Annotated in this window: 5 protein-coding genes; 1 reads left to right on the top strand and 4 read right to left on the bottom strand. The window is 64.9% G+C overall.

Annotated features, from left to right (window positions below):
• Window positions 1–431 precede the first annotated feature (431 nt).
• Entirely contained in the window at window positions 432–857 is a 426-nt protein-coding gene (gene flbT, locus QSV46_RS34375; protein WP_007602109.1) for a flagellar biosynthesis repressor FlbT, read from the top strand.
• Window positions 858–929: 72 nt separating this feature from the next.
• Here the strand turns inward: flbT and QSV46_RS34370 are convergent, their stop codons facing one another.
• Genes QSV46_RS34370 through QSV46_RS34355 form a run of 4 tightly spaced genes read right to left on the bottom strand, consistent with a single transcriptional unit; the run spans window position 930 to window position 6,078 of the window.
• A complete protein-coding gene (locus tag QSV46_RS34370; RefSeq protein ID WP_314962126.1) occupies window positions 930–2,426 on the bottom strand; it encodes an aspartate aminotransferase family protein in 1,497 nt (498 codons plus the stop codon).
• Window positions 2,423–3,658: a hypothetical protein gene (locus QSV46_RS34365; RefSeq protein WP_314962124.1), complete on the bottom strand. Its 1,236-nt coding sequence runs from the start codon at window positions 3,656–3,658 to the stop codon at window positions 2,423–2,425. The genes QSV46_RS34370 and QSV46_RS34365 overlap by 4 nt, the downstream gene beginning before the upstream one ends.
• Before the next feature lies 1 nt (window position 3,659).
• Window positions 3,660–5,309 carry a hypothetical protein gene (locus tag QSV46_RS34360; RefSeq protein ID WP_314962122.1) on the bottom strand — a complete coding sequence of 550 codons (1,650 nt, stop codon included), beginning with the start codon at window positions 5,307–5,309 and terminating at the stop codon, window positions 3,660–3,662.
• Complete coding sequence (locus QSV46_RS34355) at window positions 5,299–6,078, bottom strand: hypothetical protein (RefSeq protein WP_314962120.1); 780 nt, start codon at window positions 6,076–6,078, stop codon at window positions 5,299–5,301. The genes QSV46_RS34360 and QSV46_RS34355 overlap by 11 nt, the downstream gene beginning before the upstream one ends.
• Between the last annotated feature and the right edge of the window lie 61 nt (window positions 6,079–6,139).

Here is a 6,139-nt window from a genome sequence, read left to right as displayed (position 1 = left end):
ACCTTCTTGCCAGTCGACAGACGGGACTGGGTGGTGGCGAGCAGGTCGGCGGTGGACTGGAGGGAGAGCAGGTTCTGGCGAACCGAAGAGGAGAGAACGATACCGGACATACTGTTACCTTTCTGGTAGCTACGCGTCCTGTCTGACCGAGATTGATCAAACGACGGGCGGACGGTGCGTCCAAGCCTCTAACAATCCGTGAAATGAAACCCCGGGTTTGTCTGGTTCGCGCCTTCGAGGCCCGGTCCGGAATCCCCAGTCCGAAATTTCGCTGGAACCAACGCATTGAAATCCTTCATGTTTCTGCGATCGCGGCCGGCGTTTACAACCCGTTAACCACATTGAGCAAGGATCGGACCCAAATCAGAGCCGGCAGCCATCAGCAGGGGCACGCACGAGGCTCGTTACAAAAGGGTTGATGGAGAACAGGCATGGCTCTCAAGGTCGAGCTCAAACCACACGAACGCATCATCGTCGGCAATTCGGTGATCACCAACACGGATCAGCGCGCGCGTCTTCTGATCGACGGCGAGAACGTGCCGATTCTGCGCGAGCGCGACATCCTCACGCCGGAGACCGCCGATACGCCGGCCAAGCTCGTCTATCTGGCGGTGCAGCTCATGTACATCTCGCCGGACCCGCAGACCCAGCACGGCACCTATTTCAACCTCGTGCGTGACATTGTCACCGCGGTGCCCAGCTCCTGGCCGATCATCGAGGGCATCAACAACAACATCATGAGCGGCGACCTCTACCGGGCGCTCAAGGAGGCTCGCAAGCTGATCGCTTATGAAGACAAGCTGCGCGACCAGTACGAAGCCAGTCATCCCAAGAGCGATGTCAGCTCGGCCGCCTGAGCACTTCGCGACACCCAAAACAAAACCGCCCCGGACCAGGTCCGGGGCGGTTTTGTTTTGAAGGATCCGCTATCACTGCGCCGCGAGCGGCGGTGCCTCGACCTCGATCACGCCGCCGCTGCGCCGTGCACCGAACTCCAGCACGGCCGCGACCAGCGCATCGATATCCCTCTCCTCGGTGCGATGATTGACGATGGCAGCGCGGATCGCGAACTTGCCATCGAGCCTCGTGCTTGACGGTGCCGCGATGCCGGACTCCTGGATGTCCGCGACGACCTCGCGGTTGACCGTGTCGCCGGCGCGGTAGCGGAAGCAGACGATGTTGAGGTTCACCGGCGCGAGCAATTCCAGCCGCGGCTCGGCCAGCACGCGCCCCTCCAGATATTTCGCCAGCGCGCAGCTTCGTGAGATCACCGCACCCAGCCGATCGGTGCCGAACGTCTTCAGCGTGAACCAGGTCTTCAGCGCGCGGAAGCCGCGCGACAGGTCGGGGCCGAGATCGCAGGGCCAAACCGCGCCTGCCGCAAGCCCCCTCGCCTCGCGGCTCAGATAGGCCGCCGGCTGGGCAAAGGCCTGGCGGTGCTGCTCGCCGTCGCGCACCAGCAGGAAGCCGGCATCGTAAGGCACCTGTCCCCATTTGTGGAAGTCGAGCGCAATGGAATCGGCGAGCTCGATACCGCCGAGCAATGGCGCGAGTTCGGGCGAGAGGATCGCAAGCGCACCAAAGGCGCCGTCGACGTGAAACCAGATTCCTTCGTCGCGGCACAGTTCTGCGATCGCCTCGAGATCGTCGACCGCGCCGATATCGACCGTGCCCGCGGAGGCAACGACGAGGAAGGGCTTGAAGCCGACCTCGCGATCACTCGCGATCTGCGCGCGCAGCGCCGCGACGTCGATGCGATGATCGGCATCCATGCCGATCTTGCGCAGCGCATCGGTGCCAAGTCCGGCCATGTCCATCGCCCGTGAAATGCAGCCATGCGCCGCCTGCGAGGTGTAGGCCGTGAGCAACGCGCCGTCGTTGCCGATGCCGTGCTGCCGCGCCAGCGTGCCGAGGGCAGCAGTGCGCGCCACCAGCACGGCCATCAGGTTGGCCATCGACGTGCCCGTGACGAAGATGCCGCTCGCGCTCTCCGGAAAAGCGAACAGCTCACGCATCCAGGCCACGATCTGGCGCTCGATTTCGATCGGCATGTGATCCCGTCCGCCGAGATTAGCGTTGAGGCCCGCTGCGAGCATCTCTGCGAGCATGCCGACGGCGGTGCCGCCGCCATGCACCCAGCCCATGAAGCCGGGATGGACGTTGCCGGTCGCGTAGGGCGCGACATGATCGGCGAATTCGCGATAGACATCGGCGAGATCGTTTGCCTCGCGCGGCAGATCCGTCTTCACGGCTGCGCGGGTCGCATCGGGAATCGGCTGCCAAACCGGACGCGCGCGAACATTGGCGATGCCGTCGATTGCATCATCGAGCATGCGATGGGCAAGCGCGCGGAATTCGCTCCAGTCCTGCGGATCGAGCGAGGTGTGCGTGATGGAGCTTTGCGGATTGCGGATGATCTCGTTCATGCTGCACGCTCCTCGCCCGCTTTTGCATGCCGCGACAGCATCGCCGTGAACGCGGCGAAGATCTTGCGCATCTGCTGCGGCTTGTAGGGAAACACGGCGGGCGGATCCATGTTGTGCACGACGGCGGTGTTGTCGGCCTCGAACACCAGCAGCTCGCCGTTGCTGTTTTCGGCGCAATCGACGATGAAATAGTCGAGGCCGACACGCTTGCTCATCTCGTCGAGCGCGTTGCGATGACGCGCAGCGAAAGCGTTATCGAAGTCGAGCATGAAGGCGGCTTCTTCAGCTCGCTTCTCTTCGCTGAATGCCATGTAGGCGTTGAGATACCAGATGTCCCAGCGGTCGGCGATCGCCATGTGGCAGGCGTAAGGCTTGCCGTCGACCATGGCGAGGCGATATTTGCGATAGAGCCCGTCGGGGCTCGCATAATCGACGAAGCGCGCGACGAAGAAGTTCTGCTCCTCGCGCTCGGCGAGATAGGCTTTGAGCGCCGCGGCATCGTCGATCTTCGCGAGCCCGACGCCGGCATGCGTGCCGCGTGGCCGCACGATCATCGGAAAGCGCAGCTCCCCCGTGATGCTCTCGCAGGCGATCTTCCCTTGCGAAAGCTCCGACAATTGCGCGCGCGTCGCGTGCGCGGTCACGGGAATGTCGAGTCCGGGGATGCCCGCCAGCAACCGGAACAGTTTGTCGCGATCGAGATTGCCGATCAGCTCTGGACGATTGAGCAGTGGCCGCGGCCAGCGTGGCGCGGCCTGCTCGATGGCGGCGAGCGTCTCACGGCATTCCTCGGAATCAGAAGCGACCACGATGGCGACATCGTGCTCGGGCAACGTCTCGGGAAGGCCGACGCCCTCGATGACGTAGAGCGTCAGCAGCTCGATATCGGAGCCTTCGAGCAGGAATTCGATCGGGGTATTGCCGCCCATGTCGATGTCAGCCGCGAGCGCGAGCACCCGCAGGCGGGGCTTCGGAACCGCGCAAGGGGTACGAAACAATTGATGGAAGGAGAGCACCTCGCTCTGGATCACCAGCCCGGCCTCTTTCTCGCCGAGGAGCTGGGCGATCAGCGACAAATCCAGGCCCTCGCCGGCCTCGGCCGTCCCCTCGGCGATCCGCGCCAGAAGATGTTCGCGTAGCGGGTGCAAATCGCCGCCCTCGAAGGCCCGGCGCGTCAATTGCGCAAACCCGATGCGGTCGGAATAGTTCGGCGTGGAAACGGAATGCTGCATCTCAAACCTCGAACGCGGATTTCTTCGGCACGGTTGCGGCGATGCCGCGCTCAAGCAGCAGCTCGATCTTCACCACGACGTGGGCGATGCGATCGAGGATGTGCTGCACATTGCGTTGCGCCTGCGCGCGATCAGGCGGCCAGGCCTCCGTCACCAGCCGGGCGCCGACGCAGAAGCGCAACGCGGCCTGTAGCGTCTCGTCCTGTCGCTCGAGCCGGACCGGCTGGCCGATCAGGCAGCGTTGCGCGGCAACCTGCCGGTCCGCCGCGCTGCCGCTGATCTCCTCGTTCATGTCACGCGCCAGCGCCCGATGAACGGCGGCGGTCTCGGCAATCGAGACCGGCTTGCCGTCGCGCAGCAGCGTGAACGGGAAGATCGTACGTTGCGCGAACTCCTCGTCATCCACGTCGCTCTTGTCGATTGCGCCTGGAATGGCGCGAAGCGAAGGCGACAACGCGATCATGCTGTCGATGCCGGCGGCGAGTTCGGCCAGCGCCCCGGTGCGGAAAGCCCCGGGGACGGCGTAGTAGCTGCCGATTTCCGCGAGCGCCGCCTCCCAGCGCAGCCATTGCCCGAAATTCGGCCGGCGCTCGAAGCGCGAGCGCAGGGCCGTCCAGGCCATCGGCCAGTCGCAGCGGCCCGCATAGTCGAACAAGCCCGGCGCGATCCCCTCGATCCGGTCGAGCGACCGCGACAGACCTTTCGGCACCAGCAGAGCACCGCTGAAGGCAGGCCCGCCGAAAAACTTCGAGCCGGTCATCAGCACCATGTAACCGCGATCGAGATGGGAACGCAGCCGGCGGCGGCCGAGCCGCGCCTGGCAGGCATCGACGACCACCTGAACCTTGCGCGGCCAGCGCCGCGCGATCTCATCGAGGCAGGCAGCACTCGGCGCGCGCCAGCCGAGTTTTGACGAATCCATGATGTGCAAAAGAACGCAGCGGCCTTGCGCGAGGCTGTTCTCGACCGCACGCATGACCGCAGCATCTGCATCGGTGCGCATCGCGATGCCGGACGCCACATCGAGCAGCGGCACCGCGATGCTGTCGCCGGCGAGGCCCGCGACCGCGGCATCCTTGCGCACGACAATGCCGCTTGCCGTCATCGCGCTGAAATGATGTCCGCGCGCGGTATGGACCGTGCCGCTGCCGGTCTGGTCGGCGCCGACCACGATCGTCACCGGCGAGGCGCCGAGCACCGCGCGCGCCAGGAACAACGCATGGAGCTGGGAATCCGTACCGGACGGCGAGAACACGATATCGACACGCGGCGCGAGCTGGAGATGGCTGCGCAATTCCTCGCGCATGTCCTCGCAGCGCGCGTCGAACGCGATCTCGACCTCGTCGAAAAGGCACCTGTGCATCAGTTCTTCGCGCGCCAGAGCGGCGCGGTCATAGGCGGCTTGCGAGATCGTCGAGGCGGTCGAGGAGGCGAAATTCCAGATCTCCGGCTCCGGCGAGGCCGCACAGCCATAGGCGTTGACGCGATCCCTCGGGTCGAGCGCCAGCCGCAGGTCTCCGCCAGAGATCAGCAACGTATCCAGCGGCGTGAAGAGATCGCGCAGGCGATAGCGCGAGCCGCCGTCGAAAGCGCACTCCGTGCCTGACACACGCGAGGCGCCGACGTTCATCCCGGAAGGCTCACGCCGCATCGGCCGCCGCCGGCGCGGCTGCGAATTGCGAAGCGACGTCGCCGCGGAACACCGACGGCCCGACGTGATCGAGCGAGCTCTGGATGTCGGCCCAGATATCGCCGCCGATATCGGTCCAGCGCTTGCAGAAGGCGAAGTCCTCGGAAAGATAGGTGCCGGTGGCGGGGTCGATCATACACTCGAACAGCGCGAAGCGGTTGCGGCTCCCCGCCAGGGTATCGTGCGAATGCTCGCGGAAGAACTGCAGGGCCGCATAGTCCGGATGACGGCACATCGTTTCCAGCACATGGCGCCGGATCATCAGGAAACCGGTCCCGGCGTAGCGGACGCGGGTAAAACCGTTGACCACCACGATGCGGTCGGGGTCCTCGATCTCGAGCACATAGTCGAGCGAGGCGGCCGGCACATCGGCCCGGCCGGCCTCGATCGCCCGCTTCGCCTTGTCCCAGTTGACCCGCTTGATCGGATAGCAGCCGGCAACGACGTCGGCTCCGCACTCGATCAGCCGGAACACCTGCTCGGGCTTGAACCCGATATCGGCGTCGATGAACAGGAAATGCGTCGCCTTGGGATCGTCCAGGAACATCGCCGCCAGATTGGCCCGCGCGCGCGTGATCAGCGCGTCTCCATCGCGCAGCAGCACCGTGAGCTCGAGATTGGGCACGCCATGCACGGCGCGCTGGAGCGCGAAGATCGAGCTCGCGTAGATGCTCGACACCTGCCCGCCGAAACAGGGTGTCGCCACCACCAGCTGCATCTTGTCCGACATTGACGGCTCCGCCCCGCTCCAATCCTCACCAAGAGGTAAAGAGGCATGGTTAACGGGGCCT

Origin of the sequence: Bradyrhizobium cosmicum (assembly GCF_032290525.1) — a bacterium.
GTDB classification, from domain to species: domain Bacteria; phylum Pseudomonadota; class Alphaproteobacteria; order Rhizobiales; family Xanthobacteraceae; genus Bradyrhizobium; species Bradyrhizobium cosmicum_A.
Note: the sequence above shows the minus strand (reverse complement) of the source record. Positions and strands in the feature narration are given on the sequence as shown.